Annotated in this window: 20 protein-coding genes and 1 tRNA gene; 9 read left to right on the top strand and 12 right to left on the bottom strand. The window is 28.3% G+C overall.

Features of this window, described 5'->3' with window-relative positions; translation table 11 throughout:
• Positions 1-870, bottom strand: coding sequence for a glycosyltransferase (locus ACTTBK_RS04505; protein WP_440618766.1), 870 nt, complete (start codon positions 868-870; stop codon positions 1-3).
• 3 nt (positions 871-873) lie between these two features.
• A complete protein-coding gene (locus ACTTBK_RS04510) occupies positions 874-2,193 on the bottom strand; it encodes a glycosyltransferase family 39 protein (RefSeq protein WP_440618767.1) in 1,320 nt (439 codons plus the stop codon).
• Positions 2,194-2,272: 79 nt separating this feature from the next.
• Between ACTTBK_RS04510 and ACTTBK_RS04515 the strand changes: the two genes are divergently transcribed.
• The gene (locus ACTTBK_RS04515; protein ID WP_440618768.1) at positions 2,273-2,788 is read left to right on the top strand and encodes a TraR/DksA family transcriptional regulator; all 516 of its coding nucleotides are present in this window, start codon (positions 2,273-2,275) and stop codon (positions 2,786-2,788) included.
• Here ACTTBK_RS04515 and ACTTBK_RS04520 read toward each other — a convergent pair whose 3' ends face one another.
• From ACTTBK_RS04520 to ACTTBK_RS04540, 5 genes are all read right to left on the bottom strand, one after another.
• On the bottom strand, positions 2,789-3,415 hold the full coding sequence (locus ACTTBK_RS04520) for a glutathione S-transferase family protein (protein WP_440618769.1): 627 nt from the start codon (positions 3,413-3,415) through the stop codon (positions 2,789-2,791).
• A complete protein-coding gene (locus ACTTBK_RS04525; RefSeq protein WP_440618770.1) occupies positions 3,412-4,428 on the bottom strand; it encodes an NAD(P)/FAD-dependent oxidoreductase in 1,017 nt (338 codons plus the stop codon). Before ACTTBK_RS04525 ends, ACTTBK_RS04520 begins: the two co-directional genes overlap by 4 nt.
• A complete protein-coding gene (locus ACTTBK_RS04530) occupies positions 4,429-4,749 on the bottom strand; it encodes a 2Fe-2S iron-sulfur cluster-binding protein (RefSeq protein ID WP_440618771.1) in 321 nt (106 codons plus the stop codon).
• 59 nt (positions 4,750-4,808) lie between these two features.
• Positions 4,809-5,810, bottom strand: coding sequence for a fatty acid desaturase (locus ACTTBK_RS04535; protein WP_440618772.1), 1,002 nt, complete (start codon positions 5,808-5,810; stop codon positions 4,809-4,811).
• Positions 5,811-5,912: 102 nt separating this feature from the next.
• The gene (locus ACTTBK_RS04540; protein WP_262589654.1) at positions 5,913-6,680 is read right to left on the bottom strand and encodes a bacteriorhodopsin-like; all 768 of its coding nucleotides are present in this window, start codon (positions 6,678-6,680) and stop codon (positions 5,913-5,915) included.
• Positions 6,681-6,892: 212 nt separating this feature from the next.
• On the opposite strand from ACTTBK_RS04540, the gene ACTTBK_RS04545 reads away from it, so the two are divergent.
• Together ACTTBK_RS04545 and ACTTBK_RS04550 are read left to right on the top strand one after the other, a co-directional pair.
• A complete protein-coding gene (locus ACTTBK_RS04545; protein WP_440618773.1) occupies positions 6,893-8,794 on the top strand; it encodes a propionyl-CoA synthetase in 1,902 nt (633 codons plus the stop codon).
• On the top strand, positions 8,787-9,119 hold the full coding sequence (locus tag ACTTBK_RS04550) for a DMT family transporter (protein ID WP_440618775.1): 333 nt from the start codon (positions 8,787-8,789) through the stop codon (positions 9,117-9,119). Before ACTTBK_RS04545 ends, ACTTBK_RS04550 begins: the two co-directional genes overlap by 8 nt.
• Here the strand turns inward: ACTTBK_RS04550 and ACTTBK_RS04555 are convergent.
• Entirely contained in the window at positions 9,112-10,419 is a 1,308-nt protein-coding gene (locus ACTTBK_RS04555) for a dihydroorotase (protein WP_440618776.1), read from the bottom strand. The genes ACTTBK_RS04550 and ACTTBK_RS04555 overlap by 8 nt on opposite strands.
• Before the next feature lie 43 nt (positions 10,420-10,462).
• Here ACTTBK_RS04555 and ygfZ point away from each other — a divergent pair, with 43 nt between their 5' ends.
• Complete coding sequence (ygfZ, locus tag ACTTBK_RS04560; protein ID WP_440618777.1) at positions 10,463-11,350, top strand: CAF17-like 4Fe-4S cluster assembly/insertion protein YgfZ; 888 nt, start codon at positions 10,463-10,465, stop codon at positions 11,348-11,350.
• Positions 11,351-11,360: 10 nt separating this feature from the next.
• On the opposite strand, the gene ACTTBK_RS04565 is transcribed toward ygfZ, so the two are convergent.
• Positions 11,361-11,446: transfer RNA gene (locus ACTTBK_RS04565), tRNA-Leu, on the bottom strand.
• Positions 11,447-11,501: 55 nt separating this feature from the next.
• Here ACTTBK_RS04565 and nadA point away from each other — a divergent pair.
• Positions 11,502-12,491, top strand: a complete 990-nt coding sequence (nadA, locus tag ACTTBK_RS04570) for a quinolinate synthase NadA (RefSeq protein WP_440618779.1) — start codon at positions 11,502-11,504, stop codon at positions 12,489-12,491.
• Positions 12,492-12,496: 5 nt separating this feature from the next.
• Positions 12,497-13,330: a carboxylating nicotinate-nucleotide diphosphorylase gene (gene nadC, locus ACTTBK_RS04575; RefSeq protein WP_440618781.1), complete on the top strand. Its 834-nt coding sequence runs from the start codon at positions 12,497-12,499 to the stop codon at positions 13,328-13,330.
• Here nadC and ACTTBK_RS04580 read toward each other — a convergent pair.
• The gene (locus tag ACTTBK_RS04580) at positions 13,327-13,698 is read right to left on the bottom strand and encodes a phosphoribosyl-ATP diphosphatase (RefSeq protein ID WP_440618783.1); all 372 of its coding nucleotides are present in this window, start codon (positions 13,696-13,698) and stop codon (positions 13,327-13,329) included. The two genes, nadC and ACTTBK_RS04580, sit on opposite strands and share 4 nt — an antisense overlap.
• A 66-nt stretch (positions 13,699-13,764) precedes the next feature.
• On the opposite strand from ACTTBK_RS04580, the gene fumC reads away from it, so the two are divergent.
• Positions 13,765-15,153 (top strand): class II fumarate hydratase, encoded by a 1,389-nt coding sequence (gene fumC, locus ACTTBK_RS04585; protein ID WP_440618785.1) that lies wholly within the window; start codon positions 13,765-13,767, stop codon positions 15,151-15,153.
• Here fumC and ACTTBK_RS04590 read toward each other — a convergent pair.
• A complete protein-coding gene (locus tag ACTTBK_RS04590; protein WP_440618787.1) occupies positions 15,141-16,631 on the bottom strand; it encodes an AsmA family protein in 1,491 nt (496 codons plus the stop codon). The two genes, fumC and ACTTBK_RS04590, sit on opposite strands and share 13 nt — an antisense overlap.
• A 33-nt stretch (positions 16,632-16,664) precedes the next feature.
• On the opposite strand from ACTTBK_RS04590, the gene ACTTBK_RS04595 reads away from it, so the two are divergent.
• Together ACTTBK_RS04595 and ACTTBK_RS04600 are read left to right on the top strand one after the other, a co-directional pair.
• Positions 16,665-18,701: an ATP-dependent helicase gene (locus ACTTBK_RS04595; RefSeq protein ID WP_440618789.1), complete on the top strand. Its 2,037-nt coding sequence runs from the start codon at positions 16,665-16,667 to the stop codon at positions 18,699-18,701.
• Positions 18,698-20,392 (top strand): M24 family metallopeptidase, encoded by a 1,695-nt coding sequence (locus ACTTBK_RS04600; protein WP_440618790.1) that lies wholly within the window; start codon positions 18,698-18,700, stop codon positions 20,390-20,392. Before ACTTBK_RS04595 ends, ACTTBK_RS04600 begins: the two co-directional genes overlap by 4 nt.
• On the opposite strand, the gene ligA is transcribed toward ACTTBK_RS04600, so the two are convergent.
• Entirely contained in the window at positions 20,375-22,405 is a 2,031-nt protein-coding gene (ligA, locus tag ACTTBK_RS04605; protein ID WP_440618792.1) for an NAD-dependent DNA ligase LigA, read from the bottom strand. The genes ACTTBK_RS04600 and ligA overlap by 18 nt on opposite strands.
• Between the last annotated feature and the right edge of the window lie 2 nt (positions 22,406-22,407).

Genomic DNA, 22,407 nt, shown 5'->3' on the forward strand with positions numbered 1-22,407 from the left:
TCATTTTACTTTATCAATATCGTGGATATTTGTTAAAGAATTATTAAATTCTTCAATATTTTCTCTTAAAGCTAAACTAGAAATTGAATAAATCATTATTAATAACAATACTAAAGGTAAGGATGTAACAATTGACGCATTACTTTTGATTAACAAAATATAAAAAACAATAAACAAAGCTGAACGAATTAAAACTGTTTTTCTAAAAACACTTATTATTGAAAGAGAATGTTTTAATAATTTAAAAAAACTCATTTGAGATGGGCCAAAATATCTTTTGCCCCTAATTGATGGAGAAGAAATTAAATCTTTTTCTATTTTTTTTAAAGACCCTGAAAAACTATTCCAAGTCGATTTATCTTCTAACATTTTTTTTACAGTTGCTTTTGAAAGACAGGTATAATTTCCAAATTTAATAGATTGCCCAGTGAAAGCTAAAGTTAAAAACTTATGAAATTGGTAACATAATTTAAAGATCATATTTTCTGATCTTTTAACCCTTTCACCAATTATGGATCTATCTCCAGCATCTTTTGATAATTCAATAAAGTTTTTAATTTCTTCAGGTCTATCTTCTCCATCACCATCCATAGGAATGACATAATCAAATTCCTTTTTTTCATAGATATATTTCAAACCAGAAGCAATACATCTTGCATGACCTCTGTTTTCTTTCATGTTGATGATTTCAATTGAGTGAATATTTTCAATATTTGGGTAATCATCGATGATTTGCTGTGAAGAAGCATCATTAATTACCACTAATGATATTTCAGAATTTAAATCTTTTATCTCATGATTAATATTTTCAATTAATAACTTCAAAGACTCACGGTCATTATAAACAGGTACTAAAATGACATATTTCATAGATTATCTTGATCCAACACAGATACTATCAAGACACATATAATCTTTCAATTGATCAAGTTTCTCTCTTTCAACTACACCTTCCCAAACTGGTCTAGATTTTAAATGATAAGATAAATTGCCTGCATTCCACTCATCTCCAAGCACAACATTGATAGTAGTTTCAAACTGTTGATCCCATGCGTATTGAGTTTTCATAGCAATTTCTTTACCTGGATAATCTGTTCTCTTATCATCTTTTGATAAAGAAACATAAGCGTAAAGAACAGGTGATAAAAAGAAAAAAAACAAAAATCCAACCATAAATGGTTTTAATTTTTTCAAATTTATTTCAGATTGAAATAAATAAACAATTAATGTTCCAAAGAATAAGTAAAATGGTGTCATCCACATTGTTCTAATTTTTGAACCTGTTATCAATGAAGTTAAAAACATCAGAGCAATTGGAAATATATTTATTACTAACAAAAATAATAAATTTTTATCATTGAAATTTAATTTGAATTTAAGTTTTTTAATCAATAACAAAGTTAAAATTATAAAAGGAATTAATATACCAACTTGCTTTCCTAAAAATAACAAAGGAAATTTTATGTGATCAATAAAACTTGATTGCTCCAAACCAGTTCTTGCAAGTCCATAGGTAACTGTAATGAATTCATTATTATTAAGCCAAATGAAGTGAGGAACTAAAGCAACTATAAATACTTCTAATATGATAAAGTATTTAAAATCAAACTTCCTCTCTTTCTTAAAAATTAAATAAATAAATAAAAGTGCTATAGATACTAATAAATAAATGAACAAATATTTTGATAAAAATCCAAGTGCACCAAACAAACCTATTAAAAAACAATCCCAAAATTTAATATTTTTACCACTATAAATTTTCCAAGAATAATAAGCTGTTAATGACCAAAAAGGTAATTGGCATACATTTACATTAAACTCTGGTGTAGTAAAATTATAAAAATAAATCGTTTCAATCAATAAAACTGAAATTAAACTAAAAAATTTGTTTTTAAGTATTTCGTTAGAAAGTTTAAACACATAATAAAATGATATGATTACAAAAATTTGGCTTAATAAATAATAAGCCCAATCCTGTGAACCAAAAATTTGAAAAAAAACTTCTGGAAAAAAAGCACTCATAGGAGGGTGTTTGTTAAAACCCCAATCTAAATTACTTCCCCAAGCTAAAGCCTCAATTGTATCTAATGGTAAATTGTGATTTGTGAAAGTTGGAATCAAAATCCAAAAAATGAGATGGGATGTAACAAAAATATAAAAAAGATTATCTATATTTTTGTTATTAATGGTCATTAAGTAAATATTTATAACAATTCAGCTTGCTTGACACCCCTATTTTGCTGAATATACTCCGACCATTCAAAATTAAGCGATGCCAAAGACTGCTAAAGCAAAGAAAAAAGTTTCAAAACCAAAAGCTAAAGTTGCAAGTAAGCCAAAGAAAACTGCAGCTTCTCCAGCTAAAAAAGTTCCTATAAAAGTTTCAAAAACTTATGTTCCAAAAGAAACTGAAAAATATATGTGCGAAAAACATAAAGTTTTTTTTAGAATGAGATTAAATGAATGGAAGAAAGAATTAATTAAATCAAACAATGAGGCTCTATACAATGGAAGTATGGATGATAACAATATTTCAGCAGATCTAGTAGATCAGGCAAGTTCATACATCGATAAAAATGTTGAGATGAAAGCAATTAATAGACAAATTAAATTAATTTCTGAAATCGACAAAGCTTTAAGAAGAATTATGGATGATACTTATGGGTATTGTTTAGATACAGCTGAACCAATTGGTTTAAAAAGATTAATGGCAAGACCGGTTGCTAAATACACAATCGCTGCACAAGAAAAGCATGAAAAAGAAGAAAAAGTTCATGTGGATGATTAATTAAATTTTTGGAATTATTGCTTCTTTGTCCATAAAAGCATAACCCCTTATAACAGCTTCACGTTCAGAAATTTCTTGGTACCATCTAGATAAATTTTGATAATTTTTTAATCCAATATCATGCCATTCATGTCTTGCTAACCATGGCCATGTTGCAATATCAGCAATAGTATAATTATCTCCAGCTAGAAACTTAGAAACTTTTAATCTTGTATCTAATTCTCCATAAATTCTTTTAGCAATTTTGAAATATCTTTGTTCACCGAATTCACTTTTTCCAGGATTGTAATGATGAAACTGGTGGTGCTGACCAATCATAGGACCTATAGTTCCCATTTGAGCCATTAACCATTGATTAATCACTAATCGATCTTTTTCATTATAAAATTTTCCACTTTTTTCACCTAGGTAAATCAATATTGCACCAGATTCGAAAATACTTTTATTGTTTTGATGATCAGTAATTACAGGAATTTTACCAAATGGACTTATCTTTAAAAAATCTGTATTAAATTGTTCGTCGTTTCCTATGTCAATCTTAGTTACTTTGTATTCATAACCAATTTCTTCTAGCATAATACCTATCTTCCAACCATTTGGAGTATTAGCAGAAAATAACTCTATCATTTTTTTACACCAAGTCTCTCTTGAGCAGCCTTTGATGTGGTAGTGAATTCAAATCTTAATTTTTCATCTGGTCTTACGTACTTAAAACAGCCTCTTGCAGCAAGAGCTCCTTCATGAAATCCTGAAAGTATTAATTTTAATTTACCTGGATAAGAACAAATATCACCAATTGCAAATATACCATCAACATTAGTCTCAAAGTTTTCAGTATTTACTTCAACTGTTTTTTTATTGATATTTAATCCCCAATTTAAAATAGGACCTAGCTGCATAATCAAACCAAAAAATCCAAGAACATAATCAGATTGTAATTCTTTTGTTTCTCCTTCATCATGTTTTATTTTCACAGTACTAATTTGATTATCTCCACTAACAGAGTCCATTTGATATTTGGTGTACAAATTTAATTTTCCCTGATCATTTAATTCTTTCACTTTTTGAACACTAGATTCAGCTCCACTAAATCCATCACGTCTATGAATTAAATTAACTTTAGAAGTATTTGATAATTCTATAGCCCAATCTAGTGCGGAGTCTCCTCCTCCAAATATTGAGATAGTTTTGTCTTTAAAAATTGTTTTATCTTTAATGGAATAAAATAATGAGGATCCTTCAAATTTTTCACATTCTTTTACTGGAAATTTTCTTGGTTCAAAAGATCCAACTCCCCCAGCAATAATAATTGCAGCTACATCAAATTCTTGGTTTCCACTTGTTTTAACATGCCAACGATTTTCAACTTTTTTTAGTTCCTCAACTCTTTCATTTAAATGAAATTTAACATTAAAAGGTTTTATTTGTTGAAGAAGATTATTTGTTAATTCCTCTCCAGTGCATTCTGGTACAGCTGGAATATCATAAATAGGTTTATCAGGATAAAGTTCGATACACTGCCCCCCTGCTTTATCAAGATTGTCTACGATTTGACATTGAAGTCCTATAATTCCAAGTTGATGAGCACAGAATAAACCAGTTGGTCCTGCTCCAATAATTAACACATCTGTTTTATTCATCTAGGCTTGCTTTTCTGGAATAGTAACTTCCAAACCATCTAATTCATCTGAAACAATCAATTGGCAACTTAATCTACTATTTTGTTTCGGTTCATATGCCATATCTAACATATCCTCTTCACCATCTTCTTTAGTTGGAAGTTTATCTAACCAGTCTTCTTTTACATACACATGGCAAGTAGCGCATGCCATTCCACCCCCACAATCTGCATCAATTCCTGGAATATCGTTTTGAACGGCACCTTCCATCACTGTTAATCCATTTTGAATATCAATGGTGTGAGTTTTACTGTCGTGTGTGTGGTAAGTAATTTTCGCCATGCGTTATATATAGGTTTTTATCTAAAATGAGCAAGTAAGTAAAACATACTTGGTAAAATTTATGCGTTCTGAGGTTCTGGCACTTCTTTTTTAAAAAAATAGCTAGTGTCTTCAGTTTGTTTCATTATAGCTGGTAAAATTTCTCTATAAGCATCAGTTAAACCATCATTTGTTCTTGGTAATTGATCTTTAATGTGATGATGAAGTTTATCTAAATTATAAGACGGAACTGTTGGAAACATGTGGTGAGTTACATGATACTCCATTTTCCAATATAAGAAGCTTAAAATAGGATTTAAATACATTTCTCTAGTTGTATATCTATGATCTTTAATATTTCTTGCTAAACCTGCATGTTGAGTAAAAGAAACTAGTTTGTGTAAAGTTCTTCCATAAAATTTTGGCAATAAAAAAAACAAAACTGGTAACCAAGATGATGCAAGTAAAGACCACAATATAATTGCAATCCAAATTGAAACAAAAACTCTAGAATTAAAAATAACTTTTGATTGAGCGTTTTCAGGAATACAGTCTTGCATTACTTTTGTTTTTACTCCGAATGCATGTTGAATAATTTCATAAGCAATACTTTTTTTAAAATAAATAAGTTCCATAAAAGGAATTAAATTCATTATTAAATTTTTTGGTGTTTCTTTTAAATTATTTCCATATTCAATTTCATGATCAAATGGATTTTCTGTTGAATATGTATTTCCATGATGAACAAAGTGTGTGTATCTCCATCTTAATGGTTCAAAATTAGAAAGATAAGAAGAAATGTAATAAAAAAATTCATTTAAAGATTTTGATTTAAACGCAGTTTTATGACCTGTCTCATGCCACAATGGATTTGAAAAACCATAAATATTTCCATAAACCAAAAACCAAAAAGCAGACCACCAAGTACCCCAAGTTATGTAGGCCATAATTCCTGTAATTAATAACAATCCAAAAAAAACTGAAACATGTTGAAGTCCTTTGATGTCAGATTTTTTTGAAAGTTCTTTAAGAACCTCCATATCAACTTGGCATTTGTGCCATTTTTCTAATTTTACTTCCATAATAAATAATATGTATAATAACTATACATAATTTTACCTAAGGCAAAAAAAAGGGCAAGTACAAAATTGTACCTGCCCTTTTTTAAATTTTAAGTAAAACTACTACTTAGCTCTACCAGGTTGTTGCATAGCTGCTGCCCAAATGATCAGACCGAAAGCGATCTTGTTCAAGAAGTCAGCTGCGTTGTAAATCACGTTTAGTGAGTTAGCATCTACACCACCTGTTAGGTAACCAAAAATGTAACCTAATGGGTAGATCGCCCAACCTACAGTAACGATCATTCTCATTGCACCAAAAGCAGTTACAAGTGATTTGTTACCACTTTTCGCTGCTCTCTTACCTGCTTCACCAGAGAATACTTCATATAAGATGTATACCCAACCAGCCATACCGATTATGAAACCAAGTGTAGCGTTGATGTATCCAGCTTCTCCTAAGTATCCACCTACTAGCATTACTAATGTACCAATCATTAGTCTCCAGAAAATTCCAGAGTCTGATTTGTTTACTGCTGCTAGAACAAAATAGAATTCTAACATCAATAATGGCACTGTAATTAACCAGTCAATGTATCTGTATACAGTTGGTGAGTCACCAGTAGCGATCCATACATCTCTCATGTACATGTAGTGTACGAATGCAATACCAGTTACTAGACCAGCAACTGTCATTGAAACTCTCCATCCAGCTGGAACTGAACTTCTTTCTAAGAAAAAGAATACAGTAGCAGCTAAACAAGCCATAGATACTAACCAAAACGAAATACCTACGAAATCGTCTTGAGCCAGCATAGCTGTTTCAGCGTTTGCAACACCAGTTACACCCATAAGAGCAACAACTGTAAGAGCAAACAATTTAAGTTTTTTCATAAAAAACTCCCTCTTCGTTAGTTTTTATTTATTAGTTTATATAAACTAGACTTAAGTAACCCTAAGCCAAAGTTGGGGTTAAATAGCAAATTAAATTAGTTTTATGAAGACTTAATTGTCATTAATTTGCATTGATTTTACTGAATTTTTAAAATTAAATACAATTTATAAGTTAAAAACCAAAAAAATAACGAAAATCGAATCAAATTAGAATGTCAAAAAAATTTCAAAGTATTTACAAAAATTCCATTCAAAACCCTGAAAAATTTTGGCAAGAAGCGAGTGAAGATATCTTTTGGTTTAAAAAACCAACAAAAATTTTAAATAAATCTAATCCTCCTTTCTATAAATGGTTCGAAGATGGCGTCACTAACACTTGTTATAATGCTCTAGACATTCACATTGACCAAGGAAGGGGTCAAAAAACTGCTTTAATCTACGATAGTCCAATTACAGGCATTAAATCTAAGTTCACTTATGAGGAACTTAGGGCAAAAGTATCAAAATTTGCAGGAGCCTTAAAACAACAAGGTGTAAATAAAGGAGACAGAGTAATCATTTACATGCCAATGATCCCTGAAGCGGTAATTGCTATGCTTGCTTGTGCTAGAATTGGAGCAATACACTCAGTTGTCTTTGGTGGATTTGCCTCAAATGAGCTTGCAAGCAGAATTGATGACAGCAAAGCAAAGTTATTAGTAACTGCTTCATGTGGTTTTGAGCCTGGAAGGACAGTTGAATACAAGCCTCTAGTAGATGAGGCAATAAAAATAGCAAATCATAAAATTGAAAAGATGATTTTATTCCAAAGACCAGGAAACGAAGTCAAATTAAATGCTCCAACAGAGATTAGTTGGGAAGAAGCAGTCTCAAATTCAAAAAATGCTGATTGTGTTCAGATGAATTCAAATGAGTTTGCTTACATCTTATATACATCTGGGACAACTGGAACGCCAAAAGGAATTGTAAGAGATACTGGTGGCCATATTGTTGCTCTTAAATGGACAATGAAGAATATCTACAATATTGATACTGATGATATTTGGTGGTCAGCAAGTGATATTGGATGGATTGTTGGGCACTCTTATATTGTTTATGCTCCATTATTCAAAGGATGTACTACAGTTTTATTTGAAGGAAAGCCTGTTGGAACTCCTGATGCAGGAGCATTTTGGAAAATTATCTCAGACTATAAAGTAAAATCATTATTTACTGCACCAACTGCATTTAGAGCTATCAAGAAGGAGGATCCTGACGGTAAATTTTTCTCTAAATATGATTTATCAAGTTTTGAGAGCTTGTTCCTTGCTGGAGAAAGAGCAGATCCAGATACAATCAAGTGGGCTGAAAATTTATTAAAGGTTCCAGTGATAGACCACTGGTGGCAAACTGAGACAAGTTGGGCAATCAGCTCGAATTGCACAGGGATTGAAATGATGGAAACAAAATATGGCTCAGCTTGTAAAGCGGTTCCTGGATATGATGTCAAAATCATTAAACCAGACCAATTCTTAGCAAAACCAAATGAAATGGGAGATATTGTTGTAAAACTACCTTTACCTCCTGGAACATTCCCAACTCTTTGGAATGCTGATCAAAGATACAAAGAAAACTATATGACTAATTACGAAGGTTATTATCAAACATATGATGCAGGTCACATTGATGATGATGGCTATATTTGGATCATGTCTAGAACAGATGATATTATTAATGTCGCTGGTCACAGACTATCAACTGGGGCAATTGAAGAAGTTTTGTCTGAACATCAATCAGTTGCTGAATGCGCAGTACTTGGAATAGCAGATAAATTAAAAGGTCAATTACCAATTGGTTTAGTAGTTTTAAAAACTGGTGTTGAGAAAGATAATGAAACTGTTTCTAAAGAATGTGTACAAATGGTTAGAGATAAAATTGGCCCTGTTGCTGCATTTAAGTCTGTTATTGTTATTAAAAGATTACCAAAAACAAGATCAGGAAAAATTTTAAGAGGAACAATAAGAAAAATTGCAGATGGTGTTGAATATAAAATTCCACCAACAATAGATGATCCGGCAATATTGAATGAAATAAAAGAAGATTTAGTAAATCATAAAATTTTAAACAATGGTTAAAACTTATATATTTTTAATTGCTGCAATTTTTTGTGAAGTTGCTGGAACAATGTTGCTACCAGTTTCTCAAAACTTTACTAAAGTTATACCTACAGTTGCTTTATCAATTTTTTATCTTTGTGCATTTTATTTATTAACTTTTGTTGTAAACAAACTTCCAATTGCAATTGTTTATGCAACATGGAGTGGTTTGGGAATTTTTACAATTGCTATACTGGGATATATATTTTTTAAACAAACTTTAGCTTGGCAAGCAGTATTAGGATTATTTTTAATTGTATTAGGTGTAATTCTAGTAAATAGTTTTACAGTTAAGCTTAACTAAATTTTAAAGGAGTTCCTTCTGGATCTCCCAAAATTTTTCCATCTTGCATCTTAATTTTTCCTGCAATGATAGTGTGTGTGGGTGTTCCTTTAAATTTAAATCCATTAAATGGTGACCATTTACATTTACTCTCAATATTTTCATTTTTAATCTCAATTGTTTTGTTCATATCAACAATTGTAAAATCAGCATCATATCCTTCTTTTATAAAACCTTTATTTTTAATTCCAAAAATTTTAACTGGATTTTCACAAACAAAGTTCATCAATTGATTTAAACTTAGCTTTCCATCATTAATGTGATTTAACATTACTGGCATTAAAGTTTGAACTCCTGGCATCCCTGAAGGAGTATTTGGGTAAACTTTATCTTTATTTTCTTTTAAATGAGGCGCATGATCTGATCCAATGGTATCATTAAAGTTATTTCTTACCCCATACCATAATCTATCATAGTGAGACTTATCTCTTAATGGTGGATTCATTTGAGCATATGTTCCAAGTTTGTTATAACAATTTGGAGCATAAAGAGTTAAATGCTGGGGAGTTATCTCAAAAGTAATGTTGCCCTTGTGTTGAGAAAGAAAGTCAATTTCTTCTTTGGTTGTTATATGAAGAACATGAGCTTTTTTCTTATGTTTTTCTGCAATTCGTACAATTCTTCTAGTTGATGCTATTGCACATTCAGCACTTCTCCAAACTGGATGTGTATGGACATCTCCCTCTTTAATTAATTTTTTATTAATTTTTAATATCGCTTCATCTTCAGAATGAACCGCAACGACTTTGGAGGCATTTTGAAAAACCTTATCTATGTCATCTTCTTCAGCAACTAATAAATTGCCTGTGGAAGATCCAGCAAAAAGCTTAATTCCACAACAACCTTCTAAATCTTTTAGACTAGCTAAATCATCAGCATTATCAGCAGTAGCACCAAAGTAAAAAGCGTAATTGCAATACATTCTATTTTTAGCAAGATCTAGTTTTCTTTGAAACTCTTTCATGTTTGAAGTTGGAGGGTTAGTGTTTGGCATTTCAAATACACTGGTTATCCCACCTGCTATTGCTGCCCTACTCCCTGAATGAAGATCTTCAGTATCAGTTGATCCAGGTTCTCTAAAATGTGTTTGTGTATCTATACAACCAGGTAGAACCGTTTGATCTTCAGCATTAATTGTCTCTTTTGCATCATCTGAAATTTGACCAATCTTTTGAATTTTTCCATCTTTTATTGCAACATCGATATCTTTTAATTCACCATCAATGTAACATTGTCCATTTTTGATTATAAGATCTAACATTTGAAGAAAAAGTTATTATATTAAAATGATAACTTAATCAAATATGAATATCAAAGACGTTTACATTTTAGAGGATAGGTCAATTCTTTATATAAATGGAGAAGACTCAAAAGATTTTCTACAAAATCTTATTAGTAATGACATAAATAAAGTAAGTGAAGATAATAGTTGTTTTGCATCTTTGTTAACTCCCCAGGGAAAATTTTTATATGAATTTATAATTGTAAAACATAAATCAGGGTATCTTTTAGATTGTGAAAAGCGTCAAGCAGATGGGTTGTTTAAACAGTTATCTCTTTATAAACTAAGATCCAAAGTTGAAATTCTTAATCTAAGTAATGAATTCGTTGTAGCAGCTTTTTCTTATGAAAAATTTTTGAAATTTGATGAAGCAAAAGATCAATCGGGATTTACTATTAAATATAGAGAGGATCCTATTTTTTTAGATCCAAGAAATAAACAATTAGGAGCAAGATTAATCATTAATTTAGAAAAACTTTACTTATCATTAAAAAAATTAGATCTCCACGATACAGATGTAAACGAATACTATTCTTTAAGTCATAAACTAGGAATAGTTCCAAAAGATTTAAACAAATTGCAAGACAAATTATTTGGTATTGAGTGTAATTTTGAAGAACTAAATGGAATTGATTTTAAAAAAGGTTGTTACGTAGGCCAAGAAAACACGGCTAGAATTAAATTAAAAAATAAACTTTCAAAAAGATTAATGCCTATAAACATAATTCATGGAAAATTAAACGAAGGAGAAAGTATTTTTAATAATGAAAATGAAATAGGTAAAGTGTTAATAGATAATGATTACCCCTTTGCTTTAATCAAATTTTTAGATGAAAACTTTGATGAAAAACTTGAATTTAAAACTAAAGAAGCTTCAATAAGTATAAAAAAACCTGAATGGATTAGTTAAAATTGAAATTTGGTGCGGTCGGAGAGACTCGAACTCTCATGGACTTAGTCCACACGGCCCTCAACCGTGCCTGTCTACCAATTTCAGCACGACCGCGATATGTCTCATAATAAATGAATGACAAGTATGTTTCAAATTGGTAAAAAACTTCATGGAATTTACACAAGAAGTTCGTAAAGCAACAGATCCAATTTACCAAAAAATTTCAAAGGTTATACCTGAAATAGAATGGTCAGTGCACGCACCTTATATACATAAAATTAATAAACTTAAAAAAGAAAAGAACGCAGTTATTTTAGCTCACAACTATCAAACACCAGAAATTTATCATGGTGTTGCTGATTTCTCCGCAGACTCACTTGCGCTAGCTATAGAAGCCTCAAAAACTTCAGCAGATATAATTCTAATGGCAGGAGTACACTTTATGGCTGAAACTGCAAAGTTAATGAGCCCAAATAAAAAAGTAATTTTACCCGATATGGATGCAGGTTGTTCTTTATCGTCCTCAATTACTGGTAAAGATGTAAGGTTACTTAAAGAAAAATATCCAGGAGTACCTGTAGTCTCATATGTAAATACTTCTGCTGAAGTAAAAGCTGAAACAGATGTTTGTTGTACATCAGCAAATGCAGTTAAAATTGTTAAATCTCTCGGAGTAAAAAAAGTTATATTTTTACCTGATGATTATCTTGCAAAATATGTTGCATCTCAAACTGATGTAGAAATTATATCCTGGAAAGGAATTTGTATAGTACACGACCAATTTAATAAAAAAGAAATTGAAGATATTAGAAAAAACAATCCTGGGATAAAAATTATTGCTCACCCAGAGTGTCCACCAGATGTAATCGAAGCCAGTGATTTTGCAGGATCCACTTCTGGAATGATTAAATATGTAAAAGATAATCAACCAAAGAAAGTAATGATGGTTACTGAATGTTCAATGAGTGACAACATTCAAATAGAAAATCCAAATGTAGATTTTGTTAAACCATGCAATATGTGTCCGCATATGAAAAAAATTACTTTACCTAAAATTTTAGATTGTTTGGAAAATGAAACTGGCGAAATTATTATGGACAAAGAAACTATTGATAAAGCTAGAATATCTGTAGAGAGAATGGCAGCTATTGGCAGATAATATAAGTGTCAAAAATTAAATTAAGTAAAGAATTTATTAAAAGTACTGTTAAGTTGGCTCTAAACGAAGATTTGTATCCTTCAGGAGATATCACTTCAGCATTAATTAATAACGATAAGGTTGTAACCGTTAAATTAATATCAAATCAAAATGCAGTTATTGCTGGATTATTATTTGTTAAACAAACTTTTTCCTTAATTGATAATAAAATAAAATTTATTGTTAAAAAAAAAGATGGTTCGAGAATTAAAAAAGGTTCCTTAGTTGCTTTGATAAAAGGTAAAGCAAAAAATATTTTAATTGCAGAAAGAGTAGCTTTAAATTTTTTGTCACATATTTCTGGTATAGCAACAAAGACGAATGAATTTGTAAGATTAGCTGGAAAAAAAACTAAAATTTGTTGCACTAGAAAAACAATTCCAAATCTTAGAGTAATTCAAAAGTATGCTGTGAAATTAGGAGGGGGTACGAACCATAGATTTAATTTAAGTGATGAATATCTAATCAAAGACAATCACATCGCAAGTTCAGATTTAAAAAATTTAGTTATAAAAGCAATAAAAAATAAAAAAGGAAAAAAAATTACAGTAGAAGTTGATACAATTAATCAACTTAGATCAATTTTAGGGTTAAAATTTAATACTGTTCTACTAGATAATATGAATTTAAAAAATTTAAAAACTGCAGTTAAAATTGCTAAAAAGTATTACGAAACAGAAGCTTCTGGAAATGTTAATTTAAAAACTGTCAAAGCAATTGCCTCAACAGGAGTAAATAGAATTTCTATAGGAAGCATTACTCATAGCGCTACTGCAGTTGACTTTAAGCTAGAAATTTAACTCACAAACTTAGTTAGATCTGGTTTAAAATAATTAGGACCTTTCATAACTTTTCCAGCTTCATTATAAATAGGTTTTCCATTTTCATCTAATTTGCTCATATTTGAGTTTTGAACTTCTTCAAAACATTTATCTAAATTTATTCCAAAAGCGTGTCCTGCCCCATAAGTTACATACAAAATATCTGTAAGTGCATCAGCAACTTCTAATAAATCTTTATTATTCATAGCTTCAGTAAGCTCATCTAACTCCTCTTTTATTAGATCTAATCTTAATTTATTTATCTTATCAGTGCTAAAAGATGGCTTAGTTTTAACATCTTGACCAAAGGTTTTCATAAAAGTTCCAACTTTACTAAAATTCGACATATTGCTCCTGTAAGTTTTTAAAAATTTATTGTATTAATATAATTATTTGTACTTAAAAATTAATCAATGAAATTAAGAAAAGAATTTGACAGTATTGGAAGTATAAATGTACCCAATGATAAATACTGGGGTGCCTCAACGCAGAGATCAAATAAATTTTTTAACATTGGTAAAATTTTAGTAAATATCTCAATAATAAAATCTATTGCTATTATTAAAAGATCAGCAGCAATAGTTCATGCTAAAGATAAATTAATTAGTGGTAAGATTTCAAAAGCAATTATCAATGCTTCAGATCAAGTTATTAATGGAAAATTAGATGAAAATTTTCCTTTAAAAGTTTGGCAAACAGGCTCTGGAACTCAAACAAACATGAATGTAAACGAGGTAATTGCCAATAGAGCTATAGAAATTTTAGGGGGAAAGAAAGGAACTAAAAAACCTGTACATCCAAATGATCATGTAAACAAATCTCAATCTACTAATGATGTTTTTCCAACTGCAATGCACATTTCTGTAGCGACACAAACTTTTTCTAAAATGTTGCCAAGTTTAAAAATCTTAGAAAAAGAATTAAAGAAAAAATCTATAGAATTTAAAAAAATAGTTAAAATTGGAAGAACTCATCTTCAAGATGCAACTCCTTTGTCTCTTGGTCAAGAGTTTTCTGGATATCATGCTCAATTAAAAAAATGTATTGAAAGAATCGAATACGCATTAAAAGAAATTCTATTTTTAGCTCAAGGGGGAACAGCTGTTGGAACAGGAATAAACTCAAAAAAAAATTTTGATAAAAAAATTGTTAAAGAAATTTCAAAATTTACTAAAATAAAATTTAAACCTGCACCAAATAAATTTGCTGAACTTGCAGCACACGATGCAATAGTAAATTTCTCTGGAACATTGAATACATGCGCTGTTGCTTTAATGAAAATTTCAAATGATATTAGGTTTTTAGGATCTGGACCTCGCGCTGGATACGGAGAATTAATATTACCTGAAAATGAACCTGGCTCATCAATAATGCCTGGAAAAGTAAATCCAACTCAGTGCGAAGCAGTTACAATGGTATGTGCTAACGTAATTGGAAATCACAATGGAATTACTATGGCAGGATCGCATGGTCATTTTGAATTAAATGTATTTAAGCCATTGATTGCCCATAACATTTTACAATCTATTGACTTATTGGCAGACAGTACAAAAAATTTTGCGCTTTATTGTGTTAAAGGAATTAAAGCTAATAAAAAGAAAATAAAGGAGCATTTAGATAATTCTTTAATGTTAGTAACTGCATTGGCTCCTCATATTGGTTATGATAATGCTGCAAAAATAGCAAAAACAGCTTTAAAAAATAACACAACACTAAAACATGAAACCTTAAAAACAGGATTAATTAGCGAAAAAGACTACGAAAAAATAGTTGATCCTAGAAAAATGATTTATCCTGCGTAATTTTTTATCGCATCATTCAGTAAATTTTTAAAATAAATTTTATTTTGTAGATTGTTTTCTTTTAGTAAAATATCTTCGAAAGTATAATTAGATTTTTCAAGTGTTTTTCCGTTTATCCTGACATTATTAACTTTGATTTTTTTTTCATCAAACATGTAGGTTAAACTAACATTAACTTTACTAATTTTTTTTCTCAATTTTTTTGGAGTAAGCAAAAATTTATAAAGCTCATCAGTATTATTTATATTAATTTCAACATTAGAATCTAGAATTAATTTTCCTTCTTTCACAAATATTAAGCTATTTGAAAACTCAAAATCAATATTGTTTTTCCATGTCATTTTGGAATTATCAATATCAATTAAACCTTCTTGAATTTTAGATTTTATTAAAATATTTTTAAAATCATTAAATTGTTTAATACTGTTTCCAGAAATAATTAAATAAAAATCAATATTTTTATTGTTTAAAATTTTGGTCTTTAGAAGCTCTTTAATAATCGCATTTGACGAAAACAAATAGGAAAGATCTAGTTTATTCGTATTACCTGTTATGTTTGCGTAAAACGGCTTTAAATTAAATTTACCTGTATAAGAAAACTCAGGATTTTGTTTTTTATCAAAAAATTTAAACTCAAACAAATCATTTTTATATTGATACTCAAACAAGTTTTTTGAGTTTAATAAATTTATTTCTGAAAGACCTGAATAATTTGCATCATCATATGAAGTTTGATTGTCTATTTCTAGTCTTAAACTTTCTATATTTATTTTAGAATGTATTGTTTTTTTAATTTTATTATCAAAAACTTTGATTGAATAAGGTAAGTTAAATATCTCATTATTTGCAAAAAGCATATTTTTAATTTCTTTAGGATCGAAAAAATATTTTGCGTTTTTGATATTATTAATAAATAAAACTTCATTTTCTAAACTTCTAAAAAAAACATTACTTTTTAATATTTCAAATTTAAAATCATTAAAATTACCATCTAATAAATTATAAAAAAAATTATAATTTTCTTTGTTTAAATTAAAATTTGCTTCTTCTAAGATGACATGATTTAATTTTATATTTTTTAAAGAAAATAGATTTTCTAAAGAGACATAAACTTTAAGTTTTTTTATTTCTGCAATTTTATCTTCTTCAGAATTAATTGAAGAATTATTTGTAGTAAAATGAGGTCTTGGTAAAAATTTATAATCTAAATCTTCTTGAAAATTAAACTCTAAGTTTAATTTGTTTTTTAAATTTTTTTTAATTTCTAAAGCTACATCCTCTTTACTATGAATGTTTGGGAATGAAAGATATGATAAAAATAAAATAATTAGTGCGACAATAGATAAAAATATTTTATTGTTAATTAATAAATTTTTAAAGTTATCAACATTTAACTTGTTTAAATTTTTCTCTAATAGATTATTAATAAAATTACTGAATTTTTTATTAAAATTAGCAATTAATTTAAGATTATTCATTTTAAGTAGTAATCTTATAAAACATTATTTTGAATGATAAATAGAGAATATTTAAATGATTTAAATGAAGCTCAAAAGGATGCTGTAATGCATCTAGATGGTCCTCTTTTAATAGTAGCTGGCGCTGGTTCAGGAAAAACTAAAGTTCTAACATCAAGAATAGCAAATATAATTAGGGAAAAAAAAGCTTTTCCTAATCAAATTCTAGCAGTCACATTTACAAATAAAGCTGCTAAAGAAATGCAAAATAGAGTTAGTAAAATTTTAGGATCTGCTGCTGTTGGTCTTTCTTGGTTAGGAACTTTTCATTCAATTTGTGCGAAATTATTAAGAAAACATGCTTCAGCTGCACAATTAAACTCGAATTTCACTATTATAGATACTGACGATCAGATTAGATTAATAAAAAACATATGCAAAGCAGAAAATATTGATATCAAACAATTATCTCCAAGATTTATACTGGCAATAATTGATAGATGGAAGAATAAAGGTTTTTATCCTGGCGAAGTAATTATAAATAAAAAAGATATTTATGAGAAAACTGTTCTTCCGTTATACAAAATATATCAACAAAAATTGACTGATTTAAATTCCTGCGATTTTGGAGATTTGATATTACATACAGTAAAAATTTTAGAATTTAATCCTGATATTAGAGAAATATATTCTAAAAATTTTAAATACATCTTAGTTGACGAATATCAAGATACAAATTTTATTCAAAGTAAATGGCTTAATCTTTTATCTGAAAAAAATAAAAATATTTGCTGTGTTGGTGATGACGATCAATCAATATATAGCTGGAGAGGTGCTGAGATTAAAAACTTTTTAGAATTTGACCAAGTTTATAAGAATACAAAAGTAATAAGATTAGAACAAAATTATAGATCTTCACAGAATATTTTATCAGTTGCTTCAAACCTTATTTCTAATAATCAAAATAGAGTTGGAAAAACATTGATTACTACAATGGAAGAAGGTGATTTAGTTCAATTAAACTGTTTTAAAAATGGTAAAGATGAAGCAGTTGGAGTTTCAGATGAAATTGAAAAAAAAATAAAAAAAAAATTCTCTTATAATAATATTGCAATTTTAGTTAGAGCCATTTTTCAAACACGTGAATTTGAAGAGCGATTTCTGAAAATTGGTATGCCCTACAGAATATTAGGTGGTACAAAATTTTATGAAAGAGCTGAGATTAAAGATTGTGTTGCATACTTAAGATTAATTCATCAAGAAAAAGATGACTTAGCTTTTGAAAGAATTGTTAACAATCCAAAAAGATCAATAGGTGATAGTACCTTAAAAAGTATTCACGAGTTTGCTAAGGAAAATAATTTAAATTTAGAAAGAGCATCAATCAAAATGCTTGAACAAAATTTAATTAAGCCAAAAGCTAAAATTGGACTTAGTTTATTTATTAATTCTCTAATCAAATGGAGAAATGATTTAATTATAAAGAAATCAAATCATATAAAGTTATTACAAATTGTTTTAGATGAGTCTGGCTATTCAGCAATGCTTAAAAATAAAAAAGATTTAGATAATGAAAATAGACTTGAAAATATTAAAGAATTGTTAAGTGCTATGAAAGAATTTGATAATCTAGAAAGTTTTTTAGAACACGTATCTTTAGCAACCTCGGTAGATCAAGAATGGGATGGTGAAAAAATTAATATGATGACCATGCATGCAGCGAAAGGTTTAGAATTTGATGTTGTATTTTTACCTGGATGGGAAGAAGGATTGTTTCCACATCAAAAATCTATTGAAGAAAAAGGTCAAAATGGCCTAGAGGAAGAAAGACGATTAGCGTATGTAGGAATTACAAGGGCAAAGAAGAAAGCTATAATCTCTTTCTCAATGAATAGATTTTACCAAGGAGATTGGATAGACAGTATGGCTTCACGATTTATTGATGAACTACCAGAAAAACATTTAGAAAAAAATTCTTTCTTTGAAGAAGAAATTAACAATGATGATGATTTTGAGTTTAATCAGGATTTTGAAATTGAAGAAGGAACAAGAAGCCCTGGGTGGATAAGATATCAAAAGAGAATTAAATGAGAAATTATATAAAATTATTAAGAAGCAAGTTTAAAAAATATGGAATTGATGGCTATGTAATTCCAAAAAATGATGATTTTTTTACAGAATATTCAAAATTAAATCGATTAGAAGTTATTTCCAATTTTAGTGGATCTGCTGGTCTAGCTATAATTCTTAAAAATAAAAATTATTTATTTACCGACGGAAGATACACAATTCAAAGTAAAATTGAGAGTGGGAAAAATTTTAAAATTTATGGATTTGAAAAATTAATAAATTGTAATTTATTTAAAAATCTTACACTAGGTATAGATCCAAAGTTATTTACCAATACTCAAATTAAAAATTATTTTTTAAAATACAACAAAATCAAATGTGTTGAAAAAAATCTAATTGATGAAATTGAAAATCAAAAAAAACATGTATCTAAAGCATTTTTTTCTTTAGATAAAAATATTGTTGGTGAAAGTATTAATTCAAAATTAAATAAAATAACTAAATACTTAAAAAAAAATAAATCTGATTATATATTTATTAGTGCACCTGAAAATGTTGCGTGGACTTTAAATATAAGAGGTGGAGATGGCCCCAACAGTCCAGTTCCTAATTCAAGATTGATTGTAAGTAAATCAAAAAAAATTCTACTTATAAGTAATCTTAAAAAGTGTAAGCAATTATTAAAAAATAAAATTATTAATAGAGATGAATTTTTAGATATAAACACTCTACCAAGTAAAATACAACATCTTAAGGGAAAAAACTTTATTATTGATGATAAATCTTGTTCAATATTTTATGAAAATTTAATTAAGTCTAAATTTAAGATCATAAAAAGAGAAGATCCAATTTATTTTTTAAAGGCAATCAAAAATAAAACTGAGATTAAAAATATGATTAATGCTCATATCTTGGATGGAGTAGCACTAACTAAATTTTTATTTTGGATAAAAAAAATTAATAAAAAAAAAATTACAGAAATAGAAGCAGCTGAGAAATTAGAAAATTTCAGAAAATTAAGTAAAAACTTTCTCTATCCTAGTTTTGATACAATAGCAGGCTCTGGCAAAAATGGTGCCATTGTCCATTATCGAGCAAAGAAAGAAAATTGCCGTGTTATAAATAATAGAGATATTTTCCTTTGTGATTCTGGAGGCCAGTATAAATATGGAACAACTGATGTAACTAGGACAATTTGTTTTTCAAAACAAAAACAAACCATCAAAGATGTTTTTACCAAAGTTTTAAAAGGCCATATTGCTGTAGCTACAAGTGATTTAAATAAACAAGACACAGGTAAAAAAATAGATAGAAGAGCGAGGAAATTTTTAAATAAAAGTAACTTAGATTATGCGCATGGTACAGGACATGGTGTTGGCTTTTTTCTTAATGTTCATGAAGGGCCTCAATCTATTACAAAAATAAATACAGTAAAAATAAGAGAAGGTATGATTTTAAGTAATGAACCTGGGTATTATAAAGCTAATGAATATGGAATTAGGATTGAAAATTTAGTTTATGTTAAAAAAACAAGCAATAATTTGTTATTTCATAATTTAACACTGGCGCCTATAGAGAAAGATTTAATAAATTTTAATTTATTAACAAGTAATGAAAAAGACTATCTATTTAAATATCATCTGGAAGTTTATTCAAAGATATCAAAATATTTAAATCCAAATGAGAGAAAGTGGTTAGCTAGTTTTATTTAGCATTTTTAAAAATTCAGCTTGTTCAATTACTCTAATTTTTAATTCTTTGGCGTAATCTACTTTTTTTTTAGTTGGTTTTTCTCCAATGATTAAGAAATCTAGCTTTTTTGAAACACTACTAATTGTTTTTCCAGAATGTTCTTCAATTAAAGATTTAACTTCAGCTCTACTAATTCCATTTAATTTTCCTGTGACCAAAAAAGTCTTGTTGTTTAATAAACCATTATCTAAATTTTGAACAGCATCTTTAATTGATAAAACTTTTTCCAATTCATTCAAAATTTTTTTATTAGCTTCATTTGAAAAAAAACTCTTAATTGAGTTTATTTGTGTTTCACCAATTCCATCAATATTTAGCATATCTTCGTACTCAACTTGTTTAGATAAATTTTTGAATTTTGAAAATGATACAAAATGCTTAGACAATAATTTTGCATTTTCTAAACCAATATGTCGTATACCTAGAGAATAAATAAACCTTTCTAAAGAAATATTTTTTTTTTGATCTATTGAATATTTTAGGTTTTGAACAGAAAGTTTACCCCAGCCATCTAAATTTTCAATTTTTAAAAAATCTAAATTAAAAATATCTTGAGGATGTTTAATTAATTTTAATTTCCAAAAATTTTCAACTATTTTTTTACCAAAACCATCTATGTTAAATGCTTCTTTTGAAACAAAATGTTTTAATTTTTCAATTGATATTTTATCGCAATAATAACCTTCGCTAGAACATCTCCTAACAGCATCAACTTTTTTTGTAACATTATTAAATTCTTTAATTGTTTCTGATCCACATGATGGACAATGTTTTGGAAAAATGAATTTTTTTGAATTTTTCGATCTTTTTTTTTTATCTACTGAAAGTATATGAGGTATAACATCCCCTGCTCTCTCAATGACTACCTCATCACCTATTCTTATATCTTTTCGATTAATTTCATCTTCATTGTGTAAGGTTGCATTTGAAACTACAACACCACCTATATTAATTGGTTTAATTTTAGCAACTGGGGTTAATGCACCAGTTCTACCTATTTGAATTTCTATATCTAAAATTTTAGAAACTGCTTTGTTAGATGAAAATTTATGCGCAATAGCCCATCTAGGAGAGTTAGCAATATTTCCTAATCTTTTTTGTATTGCAAAATCATTAACTTTGTAAACTATTCCATCTATATCAAAATCTATGGTGGCCCTTTTTTTTTCAATCTCTTGATAATTTTTAATTAAATTTTTTATAAGTGAAATCGACCTATTTAGTGGATTTGTTTTAAATCCCCATTCTTTTAATTTTTTTAAAAAATCTGATTGATTATTTACCATTAGTCCTTTTTCATACCCAAATGTATAGGCAATAAATTTTAATGGTATTTTTTTTGTTTCCTCTGAATTTTTTTGTCTAAGTGAACCTGATGCTGCATTTCTAGGATTTGCAAATTTTTCGTTTAAATTTTTAAAATCACTATTGTTAATAAATACTTCACCCCTAATATCAATTTCTTTTGGAAAATCTTTTGATAAAATTCTTTTTGGTATATCTTTAATTGTTGCTAAATTGTTAGTTATATCCTCTCCCTCTTTTCCATCACCTCTGGAAAGTCCTTTATAAAATATTCCATTTTTATATATCAAAGATGCCGATATACCGTCGATTTTGGGCTCTGCACTATACTGAATTTCAAAATCATTTTTAATTGATAAATAATTAGTTATTTTTTTTTCAAAATTAACTAAATCCTGCTCAGAAAATGCATTTCCAAGAGATAGCATTGGAACTTTATGACTAAATTTTTTAAAATTTTTGGATGGGGTGTATCCAACAATATTAGATGGAGAATCAGAAGATTTTAAATATTTGTGTTTTTGTTCTAGCGAAAGAACTTCCTTTTTAAGAAGATCGTAATCAAGATCTGAAATTACAGGTTTACTTTCATCATAATATTTTTTGTCATGTTTTCTTAAAATAGATAGTTTTTGCTCATACAATTTTTTTACTTTATCTTTACTCATAG

The sequence above is a fragment of the Candidatus Pelagibacter sp. HIMB1493 genome (assembly GCF_052047995.1).
Taxonomy (GTDB): domain Bacteria; phylum Pseudomonadota; class Alphaproteobacteria; order Pelagibacterales; family Pelagibacteraceae; genus Pelagibacter.